The organism is Moraxella nasicaprae (genome assembly GCF_025643275.1).
GTDB classification, from domain to species: Bacteria; Pseudomonadota; Gammaproteobacteria; order Pseudomonadales; family Moraxellaceae; genus Moraxella; species Moraxella nasicaprae.
The window spans coordinates 183,663-204,091 of the sequence record NZ_CP089977.1 but is presented as its reverse complement, the minus strand read 5'-3'; the positions used below and the strand labels follow the sequence as shown (position 1 = coordinate 204,091).

Below are 20,429 nucleotides of genomic sequence, written 5' to 3'. Positions count from 1 at the left end.
TTGCTATAATGCCTTTTAAATAATAAAACAATCAAGGCAATGCTATGCATATCCGTAAGTTATTTAAATTTGAAAATGCTCATGTCGTGCGAAATTGCAGTTCTGACCGATGCAAACGCTCAATTCATGGGCATAGTTATCAGGTTGAGCTAATTTTGGCTGCTGATGCCCTTGATCATGGGCAGATGGTCTATGATTTTGGATTGCTAAAAGGGCATATCAAGGACATCATTGATAGTTTTGACCATGCCATCACCTTTTGGGATAAAGACAATCCAGACTACATTCAGGCTTGCAAAGATTTTAGTGCCAGATGGGTCAGTTTACCCGTGTCGCCATCAGCAGAGCAGTTTAGCCGTGTGATATTTTTTTGGGTAAGTCATATCCTAAAACAAACTGTGATGCAAAATGGCGAACAAGACATCAGTGTGTATTCGGTCATCGTACATGAGACTGCCACAGGTTACGCACAATGTTTTGCACATGATATTGATAACCCCAAAATGGGCTTGCTTGATTTGAATGACTTTGAATTTAGTGAGCAGGTTAAGGCAGAATGGGGCGACCCATTGTTGTTTGACAAACTAAAAAATGGCGAGAAATTTTATAATCCTGTGGTGGATTTGCAGGTCAAATGATGCAGCAGATATTACGCAACGAAGAAGACACCAAGCGATTTGCTCAGCATTTTGCTCATCAAAATCCAACGGGTAGCATTTGGCTGTCTGGCGACTTGGGGGCGGGTAAGACAACTTTTACACGCTATTTATTGTTGGCACTTGGGCATACAGGTGCGGTAAAAAGCCCCACTTATACGCTGGTTGAGCCATATTGTATTGATGGCAAGTCTGTGTATCATGCTGACCTTTATCGTCTAAATGACCCAGAAGAGCTTGATTTTATTGGTTTTTTTGAGTATTTTGATGAGCCAAATGCACTGGTCATCATTGAGTGGGCAAGCCGTGCTGATGGTATTTTGCCAAAGCCTGATTGGCTGATACACATCGATAGACTTGATGACGACAGTCGTCAGATTCGCCTGACAAAAGGGTAGCCCTAATGTCGCTATTTTATAAAAACCTGCCAGATAATGCTGTTGTTTGTCTAATGTCGCCAACCGCCAGTGGCAAGACAGATTTGGCATTTCGGTTGTATGATACAGGTCGTTTTGAGCTGATTTCGGTGGATTCTGCCTTGATTTATCAAGACATGAATATTGGTACTGCCAAACCCACCAGTGATGAGCTGATTTCTTATCCGCATCATTTGGTGGATATTATTCTGCCCACACAGACATACAGTGTCGCCAATTTTGTCCACGATACCAAGCAGTTGATTGAAAAAACTCATCAAAATGGCAAAATTCCTTTGCTGGTTGGTGGTACGATGATGTACTACATGGCGTTACTTGATGGGATTTCTGCTGTACCGCAAACCAATGAACAGGTGCGTGAACAGGTGCGTGCGTGGCGTGATGATGCAGGCAATGCTGCGTTGTACGAGTATTTGCAGCAGCATGACCCGATTTTTTGCCAAAAATTTGGCGTGAATGACACTCAGCGTATTACTCGTGCGGTGGAGGTGCATCTACAAACAGGTCGTTCTTTGAGCAGTTGGCAGCAGACACCCAAAACTGCCATCAGCCATGATGCAAAATGGCAATGGTATGGATTGTGTGTATTGCCTGACAGAGTGTGGTTGCATGAACGCATCGCCCAACGATTGCAAATGATGTGGAAGGGTGGTTTTGTTGAAGAAGTCATTGAACTGCTAAAAAAATACCCAACATTGACCCCAGATTTGCCATCGATGCGTTGCGTTGGTTATCGTCAAGTGTTGGATTATTTGTTGGCGATTCATCATGAAAGCGTGCAACACTTTATCCAAGATAATTTACAAAATCAATCATCATTTGACAAACATCATATTTTAACAAATCACGATAATCATACTGAGATTTTTGCAAAAAAAATCACCAAAATCAGCCCTCAATCGGTTGATTTGGCTTGCCAAGACATGAAAAATAGGGCATTATATGCAACAAGGCAACTGGCAAAACGCCAATATACTTGGCTAAGACAGCTTGCCGATATAAACAAGCCAACAATAAATAATCTGACGATAGATTTATTTGATAGCATAAAAGAAGTAGAAAAGCAATTATTACAAGTCTAGCCAGACTTGTTGGTGTTGCATATCGAATGATATTTGGAGAATCTCATGTCAAAAGGACAATCCCTACAAGATCCATTTTTGAACGCTTTGCGTAAAGACCGTATCCCTGTTTCTATTTTTTTGGTCAATGGCATTAAGCTACAAGGTCAAATTGAGTCTTTTGACCAATATGTCGTTTTGCTAAAAAATACTGTTAGCCAAATGGTGTATAAGCACGCCATTTCAACCGTAGTCCCAACTCGTAACCCAAGAACCGATTCTCCAAGTGCAGGTCAGTCAGGTTATCAGTCGCCAAATGTTGGTGTGATGAGCAGTGGTACTTATCAAGGCGGTGGCTTTGACCGCAATGCAGGATTTGACCGTGCAGGCGGTTTTCCAAATACTCGTCCAGCGGGTGGATTTACTCGCACGCCACAACATTCTGGCGGTTTTGAGCGTCAAGGTTTTGACCGCCCAACTGGCTATCCATCAGCCATCAATACAGGTTTTGAGCGTCAAGGCTTTGACCGTGCAGGCTACGAAGAGCGTGGCTTTGATGGCAAATCGTTTGAATCTAATGACACTCGTGGATTTAATCGTTCGGGTTTTGATAACAAATTTGAACAAAAAACCGATGTCAAATTTGGCGATGATGATTACGAAGTCTGATATCAGCCTGATTCATAAAAAACCTGCCGATTGGACAGGTTTTTTTATTATTTGGCGTGTTTGTTGTATGAATCATTTTGGTCAATCTTACCTAAAATGTAAAATTTGGTTATCATGGTGGATTTTTCATCTTATTTTGATGGTAAATGTGCTATGATATGACGCCAAACCGATGATAAAAGCGATTTGACCGCCAATCAACCAATGACAGAAACGAGTATGAGCATACAACATAGCGAAGCGATTTATCAAAAAGCAGCCAAGATTAAGCTATTTGCCATGGATGTGGACGGTATTTTATCCGATGGGCAAATCATCTATGATGCGAACGGTGTTGAGACTAAGGCATTTTTTGTGCAAGATGGATTGGGTTTACAGCTATTGCGACAAGCAGGCGTGACACTTGCTATCATTACAGGTCGCACCTCGCCCATGGTGGAACGCCGTGCCAAAGAATTGGGTGTTGCTCATCTGATTCAAGGGCGTGATGATAAGTTTGTTGCCTTGCAAACTTTGGCAGACAAACTTGGTCTATCGTTGTCAGAGTGTGCCTATATGGGAGATGACTTGCCCGACCTAAAAGCGGTGCGTGAGGCTGGACTTGGCGTGAGTGTGCCAAATGGCTGTGTGCAGACGCAAGCGGTGGCGGATTTTGTGACCACTAAGACAGGCGGTCGTGGTGCGGTGCGTGAAATTTGCGAGCTGATTTTGCAGGCTCAGGGTAAATTTGACGACTTGGTTGCAACCTTTGGCTGAGTGACTAAGATGAATGTTCGTATTTTGGCGGTTCTTGCCGTAACAGCACTGGCATTGGCGGCTTGGTTTTATTCCAAACAAGAAGAGCCAATCAAGCCTGCCTTGCCCGAAAAACCCACAGCCAGTTATGAGGTTACTCAGATTCAAGCGGTGCAAACCAATCCTGAAACTGGTCAAACTGAATACACGGTCACGGCTGATTCTTTGGTCAAAAATGATGCTGGCGAAGATGAAATGCGTGGAGCAACGGTGCGTTGGCAACCACCTCAGGGCGAAAGTTTTATCTTGACTGCCGACAAAGCTCAAATGAATCAAGAAACTGGCGAGCTATATCTATCCAATGGTTTTACGATGCAGCGTGAAGCCACTTCCCAAAAAGCAGCCTTGACCATTCAGGGTCGTCAATTAACTGCCAACACCAAACAACGCACCGTCAGCAGTCAAGAGCCCTTAACAGTGGTGCAAGGCAAAGATAGATTTAAGGCGGCTGGTTTTTCGGCAAATTTGGCGACTGGCGAATATACTTTTGAACGCATCGAAGTGCTGTTTAATGCCCCAAAACGAGAAGATAAATCTTTATTTTGATAAGTAATACTGGATATTGAAATGAAAAATTTTAATAAATTATTTTGCCTAATTTGCTTGGCTGGCATGCCATTGATTGCCTCAGCATTACCGTCTGATGCTAATCAGCCAATTCGCTTATTGGCTGACCGTGCCACCTATGTTGAAAAAACAGGTGTTACTACTTATTCTGGCAATGTTACTATTGAGCAAGGCACGCTAAAAATCGCTGCCGATAACCTAACTGTCAATCTCAACCCAAGCAACCGCAGCATTAACTCGGTCGTGGCAACAGGTCGTCCTGCCACTTTGCAACAAGTAGTCAGCCAAGAAAAGGGTTTGGCAAAGGGTCAGGCAAATCGCATCGATTATAACGCAGTGACAGGCATTGTTACCTTAACAGGCAATGCCAAGCTGACGCAAGCGGGTTCAAGTTTTGCAGGTAATACCATTCGTTATAGCCTAAAATTAGGCGATGTGGAAGCTAATGCAGGTGGCGGTCAGCGTGTTGAGCTGGTATTCCCACCAAATACCGAAATCAATCAGCGTGGCGTACGCTAATTTGGAGTCGTGATGACAACGCTAAGTATGCGACATCTGGGCAAACGCTATGGACAGCGTTGGGTGGTCAAAGATGTGTCTTTTGAGATTGAACAGGGTCAAGTCGTGGGTATTTTGGGTCCAAATGGTGCAGGTAAGACCACCAGTTTTTATATGGTGATTGGGCTTGTGCCGATGGATCGTGGTCAGGTCATGCTGGGCAATCAAGACATTTCCAAAAAAGCCATGCATGAACGAGCGGCTTGTGGGATTGGTTATCTGCCTCAGGAAGCATCAATTTTTCGTAAATTAACCATCGAACAAAATATTTTGGCGGTGTTGCAAACTCGCAAAGATTTGGATAAGCAAGCCCAGCTTGCCGAGCTTGAAAAGCTGATGGCAGAGTTTAGCTTGGAGCATGTACGACACTCTTTGGGCATGAGCGTGTCAGGCGGTGAGCGTCGTCGCTGTGAGATTGCACGCTGCTTGGCATCTAATCCTAAGTTTATCTTATTAGATGAGCCATTTGCTGGCGTGGACCCCATTTCGGTGGGTGATATTATGGAAGTGATTACCGCATTAAAACATCGTGGAATTGGCGTGCTGATTACCGACCATAATGTGCGAGAAACTTTGTCAATTTGCGAAAAGGCATACATTGTTTCAGAGGGCACTATTATTGCTTGGGGCGATAGTGACGAAATCCTTAATAATGAACTGGTTAGAAAGGTGTATTTGGGCAAGGATTTTGTGGTTTAGCATGTTGATGCGATGCTTTGTATTGGTATCAATCAGGCATAATTTGTAACTCTTTATGTAAATTGGCAGGTTTTACTGGTTTCTTGGTTGATAAAATCCTGAAAATCAGGCATTATGCACCATTTATGACACCGCTTTTGTTGTCATATTTGTGTGATTGATGTTTTGATAGGACAGTAGCTAAAATGATTAGCCCAAAGACTACCGCCAATTTCCCTCTTCTAAAACCACTGACTGTGGCGATTTCGTCTTGTATTTTGGTGGCGTGTAGCAGCACTGGTACAACCCCAGCAAAATCCGCACCTGCCAAGACGGTTGTGACAAGCAAGCCAGCAAGCCCACCTACCACATCAACCACCACAGCAGATAGTCAATTAGATCCAGCTACTTTGTCTTTGTTGGAGGATTTGCTTGAAGCCTCTGATGTGACGATGGTGGAGGGCGACGAGCTTGCTGTACAACGCTATGGCAACTTATGGGAGCGTATCCGTCGTGGCTATCGTATTCCTGAGACAACCAACGCCAGAATCGAAGCCCAAAAATCTTGGTTTTATACTCGCCAAAGTTATTTGGATCGTTTGACTGCCAGAGCCTCTCGCTATTTGCATCACACGGTTGCTGAGGCAGAAAGACGAGGCATTCCATCAGAATTGGCACTGCTACCCATCATTGAGAGTTCCTACGACCCATCAGCCACCAGTAATGCAGCAGCCGCTGGACTTTGGCAGTTTATCCCTAGCACAGGGCGTATCTATGGCCTAAACCAAAGTGATAGCTACGATGGTCGCCGAGATGTGATTGAATCCACTCGTGCCGCTTATGACTTTTTGACCAGTTTGTATAATCAATTTGGCTCATGGGAATTGGCATTGGCGGCTTATAATGCAGGTCCTGGACGCATTTCTAAGGCAATCAAAGCAAACCAAGCCGAAGGATTGCCAACCGACTATTGGTCGCTAAGATTGCCAACCGAGACGATGAACTATGTGCCTAGATTTTTGGCGGTATCTCAGATTGTCAGTTCGCCAGAGACTTACGGGGTGTACTTGCCAGCCATTGCCAATCACAGTCATTTTAGAACTGTGCCTGTCAATTATGGTGTGAGCCTAAGCGAAGTATCATCAGTCACGGGCGTGTCATTTGATGAGTTACGCCTATTAAACCCAGCTTTATTAAATCACACGGTCGATGCCGCAGGACCAAACCGAATTGTCATTCCAGACAGCGTCCCAAATTCGCTTGACGCCAACTTGTCTGCACTGGCAGGCTATGGCTATGGTGGTGATTATGTGGCGACAGCACCAGCACAAAGTGTGGATTATGTCTTGCCAAAATCAGGTGCAGGCAGCAACCAAAATTCTCAGCAAGAATTGATTCGGTCAAATACCTTGCCAACCACCATTGCACAGGTAACGCCAAATAACACCATCATTCAGGAGCCTGCTTTATCGACAGAGGAGCGAGATTTTATCGCTGCTCAAATCCAAGCACAAAGTGCTGAACGAGTACAGGCGGTCAATCCACAAGATGGCAATATTCAGCTAGAAGCAGTACAAACCGGTCAGTCGGTATTGGACGCTCGTGGCGAGAATAAGAGCATTAGTTTTGCTAATTCTGCACCACAAGCACCTGTTAAGCCACAGCTACCACCTGCTCAAAATCATACCAAGCCAGCGGAGCAAGCTACACCTGTCAAGGCAAGTACGCCAAAAACAACCAAGCCTGCACCAAAACCTGAAAGCTACACCGTCAAAGCTGGCGATAGCCTAACTTCTGTTGCTGCTGCCAATGGTCTGACTGTTGGACAATTGGCAAGTTATAACAACTTAGCCAGCGATGCCCATATTTTGATTGGTCAGCGTCTATGGCTTGTTGCTGGTAAAGTAAAACCAACTGCTCAACCAGCCAAACCAGCTAATACCCCAGCACCAACCAAAACCACCACCAATCCAAATACTCATACGGTACAAGCAGGCGAAAACCTAACTGTCATCGCTCGCAAATATAATGTCAGTCTACCTGCATTGGCAAGTGAAAATAATCTTTCTACCACCGATGGCGTACAAATTGGACAAACTCTAAAACTACCATCACAAGCAGGACAATCAGCTCAGGCAAAACCAGCCGTTTCGACAGCAAAAGTGGAGAAAGTGGAAGTGGCAAAAAATGTACCAAAACCCGAAAGCTACACCGTCAAAGCTGGCGATAGCCTAACTTCTGTTGCTGCTGCCAATGGTCTGACTGTTGGACAATTGGCAAGTTATAACAACTTAGCCAGCGATGCCCATATTTTGATTGGTCAGCGTCTATGGCTTGTTGCTGGTAAAGTAAAACCAACTGCTCAACCAGCCAAACCAGCTAATACCCCAGCACCAACCAAAACCACCACCAATCCAAATACTCATACGGTACAAGCAGGCGAAAACCTAACTGTCATCGCTCGCAAATATAATGTCAGTCTACCTGCATTGGCAAGTGAAAATAATCTTTCTACCACCGATGGCGTACAAATTGGACAAACTCTAAAACTACCATCACAAGCAGGACAATCAGCTCAGGCAAAACCAGCCGTTTCGACAGCGAAAGTGGAGAGGGTGGAGGCTGCCAAACCTACCAAAGGTAATACTCGCAACATCGCTACTGAAAATTATACCGTTAAGGCGGGCGATAGTTTGACAGCACTGGCAAATCGTGCTGGTGTTTCACTGACGGAATTGGCAAGTTTAAATGGTTTGCCAGCCAATGCTTCTTTGCGTGTGGGACAGGGGATTAAGCTACCAAAACTGACCACAAGCTACACCGTCAAAGCTGGCGATGGTTTGATTTCTTTGGCTCGCCGTTATGGCATTTCTGTCGAAGAATTGGCTAAGATGAACCATCTTGAACCATCTGCCAATCTACGCATCGGACAGGTTTTGACTGTGCCAAATCGATGATTTCATCGACAAAAAAATCAAAAAACGCACCAGTGATTTGGTGCGTTTTTTATGGTGTTTAATTCAAAGTCAGTCGTGATTGTGTGGTCATATTCTGTGGTGCAAACGACTATTTTGATGAAGACTGCTCGGGTTTTTTGATGGCTTCAAGATAATTGCGGATATTGGTAACATAATGCACACATTGGGCATATCGGCTATTTTGTTCAGCATTTTGATTCAGATAGGTATAGACATTCACCCATAGATTGGGGTCTTTGCCTTGTGTTTTTAGGATAGCCTGAATCTGCTTGACGGCATTTGGCCCCATGTTGTATGAAGCCAGCACGAACCACAGTCGATCAGCCTTTGGAATGTGGGCAAACTGCTGTTGGAGCTGATTAAGGTATTTTGCCCCGCCACGAATACTTTGCACGACATCGTTACGGTCTTTGATGCCCATTGCTTTGGCGGTGTCTTGGGTCAGCATCATCATACCTTGTACGCCAGTCGGCGAACGAGTCTTGGTATTTAGATGAGATTCTTGATAGGCAACCATTGCCAATACTTCCCAGTCTTGTTCAAACTCTTCGGCTGCGATTTTAAAACCATATTCATACAGGGGCAATCGCTTGATGGAGCTGGCAAAATGCTGAGCGTTGTAGGCGTTTTTTAGTAAATTTTGGTCGTGAAACTGCACCAAGTAGGAAATGTCTTGTTTGGTATCCTCGGTGCATAAAAATTCTTTGACATTGTCAGCAATATCTGACTTGCTGTCTGCTGTGATGAATGCCAATTTTTCGTTCAAACCTGCTTTTTTTACCCGAGCTTTTTGAGCATCATCACACGCCAAAAAATGTACATCAACCGCTTCATCATCTTGGCTAAATTTATCCAACTCGTGCAATAAAGCGACATCAGCCACGCCAGACTGTACTGCACGCAAGGCTTCATCCGCATTGGCATAATTAACAAACGCAAGCTGAGCTCCTAGATGGCTGGCATACAGACGAGCGACATCGTAGCCAAAACCATGCATCAAGCCATCGTGGTCGTAGATGATGCCATCATCTTGATTGGTGGAGGCGACAGTTAGGATTTTGTTTTCAATAATTGTGCTAAGATTGGTTGGCGGTGGCACTTGTGGTTTGTCTGTCAGCAAGATACGAGCAGGAATAATGATGAGCAATGCCAAAACCAGCACCTGCCAAAATCGTTGAGCATGTTTTGGGTGCGTCCGATGTAACTGTATCAGATGACGCACAACAAATCGCCCACCTTGCAGCAAAGGACGAGCCACATGGGTCAAAAAACCTGCCCACAGCAGTTTGGCGTAGGGTTTTTTGCGAAATTTTGCTCGTACAGGTGTAGGGCGATACAGCGATTTTTTGCGGGTATTGGGTCGATTTTGCTTAATTTGCATTATTTCTCCTGTCGCACCATCTTTGAGCAAAAATCAAAGTATGACAGCGGCATGAAATTTACAAGATTGCTCATTATGCCCCAAATATTGACAAAATTCCGTTGGAAAAAAGTAAAGAAAAAACCCATCACTAATGCCAACTCCTTGTTTTTCCTACAAAATAAGACCAAATGGATGATTACAAATCATTACAAATGTGTTGATTTTTTAGGCAGAATCAGTGCCATTCATGGCTTGTCTGGGTGTATTTTGTCGTTAGGGTTGATGCTCATCAGGCAGGATTGTCAATATCAACAAATTCTACTAAGATGCCAAATTGCTTAGCAATCAAATTGCCCAGCTCACGAACACCACTGCGTTCGGTGGCGTGATGACCTGAGGCAAAATAGTCAATATTTAATTCGTGGGCAGCGTGCGTGGTGCGTTCGGAGATTTCTCCTGAAATAAAAGCATCGCAGCCCATCTTGGCAGCTTGCTCAATCATATCCTGAGCTCCGCCTGTGCAAAGACCAATTTTGGTCACAAGGCGGTCTGGATTATTGGCGATGTGTAAGGGTGTACGACCTAGCACCTGACCGATTTTGGTTGCCAAATCTGATGAGCGAATGGGTGGACAATTAGCAATGTTGCCAATAGGGTGCTTTTGGTGTGGATATAATGCCCCTGTGATGGTCAAATCAAGCTCTTTTGCCAACATGGCATTGTTGCCTAGCACAGGGTGGGCATCTAAGGGCAAATGGTAGGCAATGAGCGAAATGCCGTGTTGCATCAATAGGCGAATGCGTTTGCCTTTCATGCCAGTCAGCGGCTCAGCTTCACCTTTCCAAAAATAGCCATGATGCACCAAGATGGCGTCAGCCTGTTTGGCGATGGCAGCCTCAATCAGTTTTTGATTGGCGGTCACGCCTGTGATAATACGACCAATAGGTCTGTCTGCGTCCACTTGTAAGCCGTTGGGGCAATAATCTTGAAATTCGTGCGTGGATAAATAATCGTCACAGAATTGAACTAATTGATGAGCAGTGATATTAGTCATGATAATCTTCCAATGTTTTTAACATTTTACCGCAAAGAAGGCATGATTGACAATTTGTTTTTATTGATTGACTCTTGAAAAATTGGATAATATATTGGACTGATGTGCTTTTTGGCGAGCAAAATCAGCGTAAATTTTGATAATAATTTGACACAATCTGGGCGGTAAAATTCATCAAGGTGTAAAAAAGTCGTGCTACAATGAGATAAGTTTATTTTTTGGGGAAAATAACATGAAACACACCAATCCAAATCAACAAATGGGTCTGTCAGCGTGGATTTTGTTGCCATGGCTGATTTGTATTGCTTTGGTGGCAATCATGTGGTTCGTCTATCCACAGGTCAAGCAATTACAAACTTCAAACGCACCACAGGCAGACACATCAAGCGAGCAAGCATGGCAACCAAAAATTGCCAATCAGGATAACAACACCAATCCAGACACGCCCGAACCAATCAGCTCCTACCATCAGGCGGTCAATAAAGCAGCTCAATCGGTGGTCAATATCTACACCACGCAGCAAATTGCTCAGCACCCGTATGCCAATGACCCATTTTTTAGTCAATTTTTTGAACAACTACCCAAAGAGGGCGGTCATAATCTTGGTTCTGGGGTCATCGTCTCAAAAGATGGTTATATCGTAACCAATGCCCATGTGATTGCCAAAGCAGATGAAATCACGGTAATTTTAAATGATGGACGCAAAGCTAAGGCAAGCATCATTGGCAGTGATGAAGACAGTGACTTGGCGGTCATCAAAGTACAAATGAATGGGTTAATCCCCATGGAGTTTCGCAGCAAGCCCATCAAGGTGGGTGATGTGGCGTTAGCAATCGGCAATCCTTTTGGTGTGGGGCAAACGGTCACGCAGGGTATTGTTTCTGCAACAGGTCGTATGGGCATTGGCGTGAGTCGTTTTGAGGATTTTATCCAGACAGATGCCGCCATCAATCCAGGCAACTCTGGCGGTGCATTGGTTGATGCCAATGGAGCGTTAATCGGTGTTAATACTGCCATTTATTCTCGTTCTGGTGGTTCAATGGGTATTGGTTTTGCCATTCCAAATACGATGGTTGAGCAGGTCATGAATGCTTTGATTAAAGATGGCAAAGTTAGTCGTGGTTGGATTGGCGTGGAGCTTGCCATTCATCAAGATTCTGCCATTCCAAATGATGAAAAGGGCTTACTGGTCGCCAATGTCATGCCTAATTCACCAGCTGCACAAGCCGGTATTCAGCGTGGCGATGTATTGCTGTCCATTGATGGCACACCGCTTAGCAGTGCCAATGCGTTGGTTAATTTGGTGGCAAATAAAGCACCAGGCAGTCAGTTAAATGTGGAGATTGAGCGTCAAGGTCAGGCATTGACGGTACTGGTTGTGCCAGTCGAAAGACCGAATTTGGAGCAACTACAAGGCACTCGTCAAAACAATCCGCCAGCCAATCAAGCCCAAGTAGAAGAATTGCTTCGTCAGTTAGAGCAGTTGCAAAATCGTTAATGTGTGACTTGCTGATAGACTGATGTGCCAAAAAAGCGGATTTGATAATCCGCTTTTTTGATGTTCGTCCGAGGTTAATTGATTTGTTGGTTTATTGCCAAGCCTTTTTAATCCAGTCGCTTGGTAGTACATAGCGATACCACTTTCCACCACCACCTTTGATGGCATCTGGTGGATTGATTTCTCCGTGAAAAATGACAATTTTGGCATCGGAGGGTTTTTTGGGGGGTAGAAAATAAGCAAAAGGAATTTTGTGCAAACAATGATATTTAAAGCTGACACACCAGCTAGAATCCCAATATTCTAAATGATGGTGTTTTCGTAGATAATTGGATAAAAAGGCTTGTTCATGGCGAACTTCCTGACGAATTTTTTCAAAATTTTGTTCAAAATATCTTAATAAATCAGGATAGGTGTTTTGACCAACTTTGAAGCGATAGACGGAGCTATTACCAACCATTCGCCAAGGCTTTTTCCAGTCACGGATAATCATGACACTATCATCGTGTGATGCCTGATGGGTAAAAAAGCAATCAATATTACCCACGATGACGATGTCAATATCCAAAAATAATGCCGTGCCTTTCAGCCCATAAAGGTCGGGTTTGAAGGTGGTGAGCTTTTTCCAGCCCCGTTCTGGCAAGTTGTCAGGTAGATTAAGTTGGGGAATTGGGTAGCAGACTACTTCTGGACGAATACCTGTGCTATCATCGGTTAAGCATACCATCGTAAAGGGCAGGGTGATGTTTCTTTGTACCATATTGTACAGACGATTGACATATTCAGCACCGTATTTTTTCCCCCATTTCATGCAGATGATGTAGTTGGTTTCTGTATTCATGTATTATCCTTCATTATCCTTAGATTGTGTGCGGGCGTGTAATTGTTTTGCCAGCAAGGTAAGCTCATCGATGGAAAGTGGATAGGGGTTGTCTATCAAAGGGGTCTCTCTGAATCGGCGATATCCCCACATATAATGCTCAAAATGCGGTTCAATGATGGATTGGACGGCACGATTGAGTGCAGCAGTGGCAACATGAATGTCTTTATCGTATAACTGTGGGTCGTCTAATTCATAACAGAAGACCTCATAATCGCCCGTCTGCGTGCGAATGCATGATAAGCCCACTAAGGCACAATGGGTTTTTTGAGCAAGTTTACTGGTCAAGGTGCTGCTTAAAGTCTCAATGCCAAAAAAAGGCACAACCACACCACCTGATAAATCTGGCACATGGTCAGGCAGAATCACGCTAAACTCGCCATTTTTTAAGGCTTTAAATACTGCTTTTACCCCTGTGGCATCAGTGGGGACAAGTGTGGACTTGGTGCGTTCTCGACTGGCAAGCACGAAGTTGTTGAGTATTGGTTGTTTGATGGGCTTGTACATGATGGTTGGCGAACCCCAGCTATTAATCCAAGGATTCATCATCTCCCAAGTGCCTAAATGCGGCACAACCAAGAGCATGCCATTGGGATGTGCAAAGCCTGCCTCCAAGATGGAGAGCTGATGAACTTTGCTGATTTTTTTGACAGACCATGCTGGGGGCATTGCCCAGCTTTTTAGGGTATCAACTATGCTAAGTAGCTGATTTTTTAGAATTTTTTTGGAAAGTTTGGTTTTTTGTTCATCAGACATCTCAGGATTGATGAGGGTTAAGTTTGCCCAAATGCTCCGATAGATACCCAGATGAAATGTATTTGCGATGCAAGCACAAACCGTTGCCAATCCACGCAGGACTGACAACGGCACATATTTAATTAAATGTAAAGCCATACGGTCAATGTGAATTATTCGGCTTTTTCTTTTTCACGAACTCGAATGCCAAGTTCACGAAGTTGCTTAGCATCAACACCAGCAGGAGCTTCGGTCAATGGACATTCTGCTGTTTTGGTTTTCGGGAAGGCAATCACATCACGGATTGAGCTTGCTCCTACCATTAGCATAATCAGACGGTCTAGACCAAATGCCAAGCCACCGTGCGGCGGTGCACCAAAACGCAGTGCATCTAGCAAGAACTTGAATTTTAGCTCAGCTTCTTCTTTTGAGATGCCAAGTGCATCAAAAACTGCTTCTTGCATTTCAACAGTGTTGATACGTAATGAACCACCGCCGATTTCTGTGCCATTAAGCACCATATCATAGGCGATAGATAGGGCGGTTTCTGGACTTTGTTTTAGTTCTTCTACCGAGCCTTTTGGACGAGTGAATGGGTGGTGAACCGATGTCCATTTACCATCGTCAGTTTCTTCAAACATTGGGAAATCAACCACCCATAGCGGTGCCCATTCACAAGTGAATAGATTTAGGTCAGTACCAATTTTGACACGCAACGCACCCATGGCGTCATTGACAACTTTGGCTTTATCAGCACCAAAGAAAATGATGTCGCCTGTCTTGGCTTCGGTGCGTTTGATGAGTTCCACCAACACTTCATCGGTCATGTTTTTGATGATTGGTGATTGTAGACCTGATTCTTGGTCCACGCCATTGTTGATTTTGGTATCATCATTGACTTTGATGTAGGCAAGACCTTTTGCACCGTAGATGCCGACAAATTTGGTGTAATCGTCAATTTGCTTACGGCTCATTTCAGCACCGTTTGGAATGCGTAGAGCGGCAACACGACCTTTGGGGTCGGCAGCTGGACCTGAGAATACTTTAAATTCAACCGATTGCATGATGTCAGCCACATCAACCAATTTTAATGGGATACGCAAATCTGGCTTATCAGAAGCATAATCACGCATTGCAGTGGCATAGGTCATGCGTGGGAATTTGTCAAATTCAACATTAAGCATCGTTTTGAACAAATCTTTGGTCAAGCCTTCGGCAATGTCCATAATCTCTTCGTCAGATAGGAAAGAGGTTTCGATATCGACTTGGGTAAATTCTGGCTGACGGTCAGCACGCAAATCTTCATCACGGAAGCATTTAGCGATTTGGTAATAGCGGTCAAAGCCTGCCACCATCAGTAGTTGCTTAAATAACTGTGGCGATTGAGGTAGGGCAAAAAAGTTACCTGGACGAGTGCGAGATGGTACTAGATAGTCCCTTGCTCCCTCTGGGGTGGCACGAGTCAAAATCGGGGTTTCAACATCAAGAAAGCCATGATCATCTAGATAACGACGAATGGTAGAAGTGGCTTTGGCACGGAACTTCATGCGTTCTTGCATCTCTGGACGACGCATGTCCAAGAAGCGATATTTTAGGCGTAACTCTTCTGAAACAGAGATATTTTCGTCATTCAATGGGAATGGTGGTGTGTCAGCCTTAGCAAGCAGTTCAATCTCTTTGCCCAAAAGCTCCACTTGACCGCTGGTCATGTTGGCGTTTTCGGTGCCTGCATAGCGACGACGCACACGACCTGTGATTTTTAGCAAGTATTCAGAGCGAGCAGCATCAGCAGTAGCAAAGGCTTCTGGTGTATCAGGGTCGATGACTACTTGTAGTAAGCCTTCACGGTCTCTCATGTCCAAGAAAATCACACCACCGTGGTCACGGCGACGATGCACCCAACCTGCAATGGTGATGGTTTGGTCAATCAGTTCTTCGGTTACTAAACCGCAGTATGCAGTACGCATCATAGAATTTGCCTTATTTATAAATCTAAACGAAAACAATCAATATCTTTGGGCGAGATTGTCGCCAAATTAAGTCTTTAAACCATACATTATGCCTTGTAATTGTTTTGGGTTCAAGGGGTGCGAGTGATTTTTTTATTAGGTTTTTGTATTTTTATCTTGATTTAAAATTGAGCAATGATGGATTAAAAATCATTTTTAGCAAACATCATCAAAATTCACCAGGCATGAAAGGGGTATTTACTGGTGACTAATACCATGGATACCGCTTAGGAGGATTGTGATAGCTTGTTTGTGTCAGATGGTGCTTGGCGATGAGTGAGCAAGATGTAAACACAAGATTTGCTGATACTTTACTGATTAAAATTTTTTGTATTTTTTATGGCACAATGGGGTGAGTTGTGATAGGATTGGTGGGTTGATATTTTGTAGAAATTTTCTTTATTTTTTATGGGGTTAAATCCTGTTTTGATGTGCTTTGATGGCTTAGTTGTGCCTATTTTGCTGGTTGATGAGGGTGTGCGGTTATGGATTATTTAAATACCTTATATGTGGTTGCATCATTGCTGATTTTTATTAGCATCATGACCAGCACGCTATCAGCAAGGCTTGGTGTGCCATTATTGTTGTTTTTCTTGGGCGTGGGCATGCTAGCAGGCGAAGAGGGTGTGCTTGGCATTCCTTTTGCTGATTATCAGCTTGCCAACTTTATCGGTCAGGCGGCATTGGCGTGCATTTTGCTTGATGGCGGACTTCGCACTTCGCTCAATTCGTTTCGTGTGGGTCTAAAACCTGCCATCACACTGGCAAGCTGGGGTGTGTTGGCAACAGTAACCGCATTGGGCATCTTTGCCACTTGGCTGCTAGATGTGGACTGGCGATTGGGTTTATTGATGGCAGCGATTGTTGGCTCAACTGATGCGGCGGCGGTTTTTTCTCTATTGCGAAATGGTGGTGTCAAGCTCAATGACCGTGTGCAAGCAACCCTAGAAATTGAGTCAGGAGCGAACGACCCGTTGGCGATTTTGCTGGTTACAGCGATGATTGCCCTCAATCTTGACCCAGACAGTCAAAGCATCAGTAGTCTGCTTGTGATGTTGGTGCAGCAGATTGGTACAGGTTTGATTGTAGGATTGCTTTCTGGTTGGGCGTTATCTCGTCTTTTGCCAAAAGTTTATCTGGCAGATGGTATGTATGCCATTTTAATCATGTCGGCAGGCATGATTGTTTTTGGGGCGACCAACTTGCTGGGCGGTTCAGGATTTTTGGCGGTGTATTTGGCAGGCGTGGTGATTGGTAATACCAAAGTGCGAGCCACAGAGCATGTACTGCGTGTGATGGACAGCTTTGCTTGGTTGTCACAAGCGGCGTTGTTTGTGATTTTGGGACTTTTGGTCATGCCATCAAACATTCTTGAAGTGTGGCATTATTCTTTGCTGATTTTCTTGTTTTTGTTGTTTGTGGCAAGACCTTGGGCGGTGGCGTCCTCTTTATTGCCATTTCATTTTAGCTTGCGTGAGATTGGTTTCATTTCTTGGGTTGGCTTGCGTGGTGCAGTACCGATTACGCTGGCGATTATTCCTGTGATGATGAAAGTGCCAGGTGCGGATTTGGCGTTTAACATCACTTTTGGTGTGGTGATTTTATCCTTATTGGCACAAGGCACAACCATTCCTTTTATGTCCAGATTATTTCGTGTATGGGTACCAACTGATAATGAGCCTAAGGCGGAGCATGAGATTTGGGTGGGTGACCAAGCCAACATCACGCTGTATGAATTTGAAGTCAAGCCAGGTGCGTTTGCCATCAATCGCCACCCTCAGAGCATTTCTAGCAAGGTAAGCCCTAATGCCATCTCGGTATTTGCATTGGTGCGTCACCAAAAACTGCTGACCATCAATGATGACACAACGCTTAAAACGGGCGATTTGGTGTGGTATGCGATGAGCGGTGACCATGCGGCAAGTATTGCCAAAATTTTTAATAATTCAACCGCTCAATACCAAAAGAATAGCCAGTTTTATGGCGATTGGCTACTGTCGCCACACGCCAAAATTGCTGATTTGCCTTTTTATAATTTGGCAACCAAAACGCTCAATACCAATGGCAATCGTTTGAGCCGTTTGCAGACTTCGGCAGCATGGGAGATATTCACGCTAGCACCCTCAGCAACCAGCTTGACGGGGATTGATGATGAGCTGATTGATACTTTGACCAAATCGCAAAATATGACGGTGGAAGAATTTATGCTAAATGAATTTGCCACTGAGCCTGTCAAAGGCGATGAGATTCGTCTTAATGAGCATTGGTCATTGATTGTGCGTGATATTGATGGTCAAGGCAGATTGCGTGGGGTGGGGCTAAAAAATTACCATAAGGATTAAGCCGCCTTGCCAAGCCAAAAAACAGAACAAAGTCTGAACGGGTTTTGTTCTGTTTTTTTGTGTGTTTTGTGTAATATTGGTGTTCTTTGTCTTTAAAATCAGCATTGATGCACCCATTATAAGCCATTAAACCAAGTCAATCATGTGATATAAAGGAAGTTAATATGTTGTTTTATTCATCAAAAAAACCTGTTGAATTACAAATCATTCATCTAAACAAGGCTCAAGAAACCGCCAAAAAGCAGCTTGCTGATGCTCAAAAAGAGGAAAAATCAGGCTGTACACCTTTTGCTAAGATTTGCCAAGCCATCAAAAAATCCAAAGAAGATAAGAAATCTGACGATAAAGAGGCGCTGCATTCTGAGAAAAAGAATGTATATGTGCTTGATTTTGATGGCGACATCAAAGCATCAGCAGTTGAGCATCTGCGAGAGGAAATCAGCACCATCATCAGTAGTGCTAAGGCAGGCGATGAGATTGTACTTCGTCTAGAAAGTGGCGGCGGTCAAGTGAATGCCTATGGCTTGGCGGCCGCTCAATTGATGCGTATTAAGCAAGCAGGACTGTCTTTGACGGTGTGTGTGGATAAGATTGCCGCCAGTGGCGGCTATATGATGGCGTGTGTTGCTGATAAAATCATCGCCAGTGATTTTGGTGTGATTGGTTCGGTGGGTGTCATCAGCCAGCTGCCGAATTTCCATGAACTGATGAAAAAATATGACATTGGTTTTGAGCAGTTTACCGCAGGTGAATACAAACGCACGGTAACCATGTTTGGCGAAAATACCGATGAAGACCGTCAAAAACATCAAGAAGACATCAATCGCATTCATGAATTGTTCAAGCAATTTGTCAAAACACACCGCCCAAACTTAAATATCGAGGCGATTGCCACAGGCGAGATTTGGCTTGGTGCAGATGCCATGCAGATGGGACTGATTGATGAAGTTGGCACTTCGGACAGTTATATTTTGTCTTTATTAAATCATCATCATGTCTATGCACTGCATACACGCAGTAAACCGACTTTGATGGAAAAGTTGGGTTTGTCCGACTCTGGGCTGAGTGTGCAGGGTGTGGTTGAGCATACGATACAGGCATTGGGTCAGGCAGCCAGCAAATTCACTCGCCCATAAGGAGTGGTTTGTAACTTTTGATGATTTGATGTAGAATAGCGAATTTTTTAGAAGATTGATAAATATGAAAAAGCTGGAAGAGTTGTTTGGTCGAGCCGATAAATTGGGTCGTGTCATTGCCAATCAATTTAGTAAAATCAAAGACTTAAATGACATTCGAGGCATTGGTGCAAATAAAACCGTCCTCATCACAGGAGCAAGTAGTGGCTTGGGTGCGATGATGGCACGCAAATTTGCTTTTTTGGGTTATGATTTGGCAATCTGTGCCAGACGCTTAGAGCGATTGGACGCCCTAAAAGAGGAGCTTGAAAGCCAGTATGGCATTAAGGTGCATGCAAAACGCCTAGATGTGACCGATTATGACCAGATTTTTGATGTGTTTGGCGAATTTACCAAAGAAATTGGCACGATTGATAAAATCATCGTGAATGCAGGCGTGGGCGATAGTAGAGTGATTGGGCATGGTCGCTTTAACATCAATCGTGCAACCGCTGAGACGAATTTTATTGCTGCAATGGCTCAATGCGAGGCGGCAATGCAGATTTTTCGTTCGCAAAATAGCGGTCATCTGGTGGTGATTTCTAGCATGTCAGCGGTGCGTGGTTTGCCACGACATTTGACGACTTATGCGGCTGCTAAGGCAGGATTGGCAAGTCTGGCTGAGGGCATTCGAGCTGACATGATTAAAGAAAAACTACCCATCACGGTATCCACCATCTATCCAGGTTATGTGCGTACCGACCTTAATATCGGGGCAAAATATTTGCCGTTTGAGGTTGAGGAAGAAGAGGGGGCGGAAGTCATCATCAAGGCGATTGAGGCAAAAGTTGATGAGGCTTATGTTCCAGCATGGCCTTGGTTGCCCATTGGTCTTGGCATGAAATATTTACCATTAAGACTAATCACGAAGTTTATCTAAACTTTTTTTGATACAAAAAGACTTGTTTGGACAGGTCTTTTTTTATTCATTGGGTAAGCGATTTATTTGAATACTGGCTAGATTGCTATTGATA

18 protein-coding genes are annotated in these 20,429 nt (G+C 44.1%); 13 read left to right on the top strand and 5 right to left on the bottom strand.

The features are described from left to right. Nucleotides 1-44 precede the first annotated feature (44 nt). The 9 genes from LU297_RS00860 (at nucleotide 45) to LU297_RS00820 (ending at nucleotide 8,378) form a co-directional block, all read left to right on the top strand. Complete coding sequence (locus tag LU297_RS00860) at nucleotides 45-638, top strand: 6-pyruvoyl trahydropterin synthase family protein (RefSeq protein ID WP_263076539.1); 594 nt, start codon at nucleotides 45-47, stop codon at nucleotides 636-638. Then, entirely contained in the window at nucleotides 635-1,054 is a 420-nt protein-coding gene (gene tsaE, locus LU297_RS00855; protein WP_263076538.1) for a tRNA (adenosine(37)-N6)-threonylcarbamoyltransferase complex ATPase subunit type 1 TsaE, read from the top strand. Before LU297_RS00860 ends, tsaE begins: the two co-directional genes overlap by 4 nt. A 5-nt stretch (nucleotides 1,055-1,059) precedes the next feature. Further along, nucleotides 1,060-2,175: a tRNA (adenosine(37)-N6)-dimethylallyltransferase MiaA gene (miaA, locus tag LU297_RS00850; protein WP_263076537.1), complete on the top strand. Its 1,116-nt coding sequence runs from the start codon at nucleotides 1,060-1,062 to the stop codon at nucleotides 2,173-2,175. Between the two features lie 45 nt (nucleotides 2,176-2,220). Further along, on the top strand, nucleotides 2,221-2,823 hold the full coding sequence (hfq, locus tag LU297_RS00845) for an RNA chaperone Hfq (protein ID WP_263076536.1): 603 nt from the start codon (nucleotides 2,221-2,223) through the stop codon (nucleotides 2,821-2,823). Between the two features lie 219 nt (nucleotides 2,824-3,042). Next, nucleotides 3,043-3,579 carry a KdsC family phosphatase gene (locus LU297_RS00840; protein WP_263076535.1) on the top strand — a complete coding sequence of 179 codons (537 nt, stop codon included), beginning with the start codon at nucleotides 3,043-3,045 and terminating at the stop codon, nucleotides 3,577-3,579. A 9-nt stretch (nucleotides 3,580-3,588) separates the two neighbouring features. Continuing rightward, nucleotides 3,589-4,164: an LPS export ABC transporter periplasmic protein LptC gene (lptC, locus tag LU297_RS00835; RefSeq protein ID WP_263076534.1), complete on the top strand. Its 576-nt coding sequence runs from the start codon at nucleotides 3,589-3,591 to the stop codon at nucleotides 4,162-4,164. 21 nt (nucleotides 4,165-4,185) lie between these two features. Continuing rightward, on the top strand, nucleotides 4,186-4,704 hold the full coding sequence (gene lptA, locus LU297_RS00830; RefSeq protein ID WP_263076533.1) for a lipopolysaccharide transport periplasmic protein LptA: 519 nt from the start codon (nucleotides 4,186-4,188) through the stop codon (nucleotides 4,702-4,704). Nucleotides 4,705-4,716: 12 nt separating this feature from the next. Next, on the top strand, nucleotides 4,717-5,442 hold the full coding sequence (gene lptB, locus LU297_RS00825) for an LPS export ABC transporter ATP-binding protein (protein ID WP_263076532.1): 726 nt from the start codon (nucleotides 4,717-4,719) through the stop codon (nucleotides 5,440-5,442). Between the two features lie 185 nt (nucleotides 5,443-5,627). Further along, a complete protein-coding gene (locus LU297_RS00820; protein ID WP_263076531.1) occupies nucleotides 5,628-8,378 on the top strand; it encodes a LysM peptidoglycan-binding domain-containing protein in 2,751 nt (916 codons plus the stop codon). Between the two features lie 109 nt (nucleotides 8,379-8,487). Here the strand turns inward: LU297_RS00820 and LU297_RS00815 are convergent, their stop codons facing one another. Then, the gene (locus LU297_RS00815) at nucleotides 8,488-9,780 is read right to left on the bottom strand and encodes a transglycosylase SLT domain-containing protein (RefSeq protein ID WP_263076530.1); all 1,293 of its coding nucleotides are present in this window, start codon (nucleotides 9,778-9,780) and stop codon (nucleotides 8,488-8,490) included. 271 nt (nucleotides 9,781-10,051) lie between these two features. After that, nucleotides 10,052-10,816, bottom strand: a complete 765-nt coding sequence (locus LU297_RS00810) for a Nif3-like dinuclear metal center hexameric protein (RefSeq protein WP_263076529.1) — start codon at nucleotides 10,814-10,816, stop codon at nucleotides 10,052-10,054. A gap of 232 nt (nucleotides 10,817-11,048) precedes the next feature. On the opposite strand from LU297_RS00810, the gene LU297_RS00805 reads away from it, so the two are divergent. Then, the gene (locus LU297_RS00805) at nucleotides 11,049-12,314 is read left to right on the top strand and encodes a S1C family serine protease (protein ID WP_263076528.1); all 1,266 of its coding nucleotides are present in this window, start codon (nucleotides 11,049-11,051) and stop codon (nucleotides 12,312-12,314) included. Nucleotides 12,315-12,405: 91 nt separating this feature from the next. Here the strand turns inward: LU297_RS00805 and LU297_RS00800 are convergent, their stop codons facing one another. From LU297_RS00800 to aspS, 3 genes are read right to left on the bottom strand one after another with little or no spacing between them, the layout of a single operon-like run. Further along, nucleotides 12,406-13,155 (bottom strand): glycosyltransferase, encoded by a 750-nt coding sequence (locus tag LU297_RS00800; RefSeq protein ID WP_263076527.1) that lies wholly within the window; start codon nucleotides 13,153-13,155, stop codon nucleotides 12,406-12,408. A gap of 3 nt (nucleotides 13,156-13,158) precedes the next feature. After that, nucleotides 13,159-14,088: a lysophospholipid acyltransferase family protein gene (locus LU297_RS00795; protein ID WP_263076526.1), complete on the bottom strand. Its 930-nt coding sequence runs from the start codon at nucleotides 14,086-14,088 to the stop codon at nucleotides 13,159-13,161. 14 nt (nucleotides 14,089-14,102) lie between these two features. Further along, entirely contained in the window at nucleotides 14,103-15,899 is a 1,797-nt protein-coding gene (aspS, locus tag LU297_RS00790; protein WP_263076525.1) for an aspartate--tRNA ligase, read from the bottom strand. Nucleotides 15,900-16,423: 524 nt separating this feature from the next. On the opposite strand from aspS, the gene LU297_RS00785 reads away from it, so the two are divergent. The 3 genes from LU297_RS00785 to LU297_RS00775 all read left to right on the top strand — a co-directional run bounded on the left by LU297_RS00785 (nucleotide 16,424) and on the right by LU297_RS00775 (nucleotide 20,335). Beyond that, nucleotides 16,424-18,280 (top strand): potassium/proton antiporter, encoded by a 1,857-nt coding sequence (locus LU297_RS00785; protein WP_263076524.1) that lies wholly within the window; start codon nucleotides 16,424-16,426, stop codon nucleotides 18,278-18,280. Between the two features lie 164 nt (nucleotides 18,281-18,444). Then, nucleotides 18,445-19,416, top strand: a complete 972-nt coding sequence (gene sohB, locus LU297_RS00780; protein ID WP_263076523.1) for a protease SohB — start codon at nucleotides 18,445-18,447, stop codon at nucleotides 19,414-19,416. A gap of 64 nt (nucleotides 19,417-19,480) precedes the next feature. Further along, nucleotides 19,481-20,335, top strand: a complete 855-nt coding sequence (locus LU297_RS00775; RefSeq protein WP_263076522.1) for an SDR family oxidoreductase — start codon at nucleotides 19,481-19,483, stop codon at nucleotides 20,333-20,335. Nucleotides 20,336-20,429: the final 94 nt, after the last annotated feature.

Bases quoted from the DNA above. Each gene is read 5' to 3' on its own strand.
- lptA (WP_263076533.1), top strand. From the start codon at position 4,186: ATGAAAAATTTTAATAAATTATTTTGCCTAATTTGCTTGGCTGGCATG.
- miaA (WP_263076537.1), top strand. From the start codon at position 1,060: ATGTCGCTATTTTATAAAAACCTGCCAGATAATGCTGTTGTTTGTCTA.
- LU297_RS00810 (WP_263076529.1), bottom strand. From the start codon at position 10,816: ATGACTAATATCACTGCTCATCAATTAGTTCAATTCTGTGACGATTAT.
- LU297_RS00820 (WP_263076531.1), top strand. From the start codon at position 5,628: ATGATTAGCCCAAAGACTACCGCCAATTTCCCTCTTCTAAAACCACTG.
- LU297_RS00800 (WP_263076527.1), bottom strand. From the start codon at position 13,155: ATGAATACAGAAACCAACTACATCATCTGCATGAAATGGGGGAAAAAA.
- sohB (WP_263076523.1), top strand. From the start codon at position 18,445: ATGTTGTTTTATTCATCAAAAAAACCTGTTGAATTACAAATCATTCAT.
- aspS (WP_263076525.1), bottom strand. From the start codon at position 15,899: ATGATGCGTACTGCATACTGCGGTTTAGTAACCGAAGAACTGATTGAC.
- LU297_RS00785 (WP_263076524.1), top strand. From the start codon at position 16,424: ATGGATTATTTAAATACCTTATATGTGGTTGCATCATTGCTGATTTTT.
- LU297_RS00815 (WP_263076530.1), bottom strand. From the start codon at position 9,780: ATGCAAATTAAGCAAAATCGACCCAATACCCGCAAAAAATCGCTGTAT.
- lptC (WP_263076534.1), top strand. From the start codon at position 3,589: ATGAATGTTCGTATTTTGGCGGTTCTTGCCGTAACAGCACTGGCATTG.
- LU297_RS00795 (WP_263076526.1), bottom strand. From the start codon at position 14,088: ATGGCTTTACATTTAATTAAATATGTGCCGTTGTCAGTCCTGCGTGGA.
- LU297_RS00860 (WP_263076539.1), top strand. From the start codon at position 45: ATGCATATCCGTAAGTTATTTAAATTTGAAAATGCTCATGTCGTGCGA.
- LU297_RS00775 (WP_263076522.1), top strand. From the start codon at position 19,481: ATGAAAAAGCTGGAAGAGTTGTTTGGTCGAGCCGATAAATTGGGTCGT.
- LU297_RS00840 (WP_263076535.1), top strand. From the start codon at position 3,043: ATGAGCATACAACATAGCGAAGCGATTTATCAAAAAGCAGCCAAGATT.
- tsaE (WP_263076538.1), top strand. From the start codon at position 635: ATGATGCAGCAGATATTACGCAACGAAGAAGACACCAAGCGATTTGCT.
- hfq (WP_263076536.1), top strand. From the start codon at position 2,221: ATGTCAAAAGGACAATCCCTACAAGATCCATTTTTGAACGCTTTGCGT.
- LU297_RS00805 (WP_263076528.1), top strand. From the start codon at position 11,049: ATGAAACACACCAATCCAAATCAACAAATGGGTCTGTCAGCGTGGATT.
- lptB (WP_263076532.1), top strand. From the start codon at position 4,717: ATGACAACGCTAAGTATGCGACATCTGGGCAAACGCTATGGACAGCGT.